Raw genomic sequence first — 827 nt, forward strand, 5'->3', positions numbered from 1 at the left:
CCGCCGGTCGACCGGAGGTCGCAGCCGTGCTGGGCACCGCCCCGGCACGCTGGGCCGCGGAGCGGGCGGACCGGGCGGTGTTCTCGCCGAGCGGTATCGGCGACGAAGAGGCCGACTGGATGTGGGCGGCGGCCGACGCCGATCGTGCGGAGCGCGAGGCGGGATTCGGTCGAATGAGGCGGATCCGAGCGGCTTATGCGCTGAGCTCCTACGGCGTAATGTTTGCCGCACGGCGTCGGAGTACGGAAGAATCGGCTGCGGAGCTTCCGGATCGAACGGAAGAGCGATAGGGGAACCCAGATGGCATACTCGGGGCTGTTCGCGGCCGTGGTGATCAGCAGCATCATCTTCGGGCTGATCGCGCTCGGATTGACGATCTGGGGGCTGTGGGCCTTCTCCCGGCTCTTCCCCAGACTGGGGATGCAGTCATGGGAGGGCTGGGTGCCGGTCTGGAACGTGTGGCGGCTCCTCGAGCGGGCCGGCCTCCCCGGCTGGATGGCGCTGGGGTATCTCGCGCTCATCCTCACCTTCCCGCTGCGCCTGTTCCACTGGTCCCATCAGGTGCCGTTCGTGTTCGTCGTCTTCGTGCTCTGGCTTCTGCCGCTCGTGTCCGCGATCCTCCAGATCGTCGCGGCGCATCGCATCGGCACCGAGGTCGGCGTGGGAGGCGGCTTCACCGTTCTGGCGATCGTGCTGCCTCCGCTCTGGGCGATGCTGCTGGCCGGCAGGATCGGTCCCCGCGTGATCGCCCCGCGCGCCCCCGGCTATGCCCGGACGGGCGCCTCGACGGTCGCGGCGGCCGCGACGATTCCGGGCTACGCCGGCTA

Annotated in this window: 1 pseudogene; it reads left to right on the top strand. The window is 69.8% G+C overall.

Going from position 1 to position 827, the window contains the following annotated elements:
• Nucleotides 1-300: 300 nt before the first annotated feature.
• Nucleotides 301-827, top strand: a pseudogene (locus tag ACFPZL_RS13815) (hypothetical protein); the annotation flags it as partial.

The organism is Leucobacter soli, assembly GCF_042659205.1.
Taxonomy (GTDB): Bacteria; Actinomycetota; Actinomycetes; order Actinomycetales; family Microbacteriaceae; genus Leucobacter; species Leucobacter soli.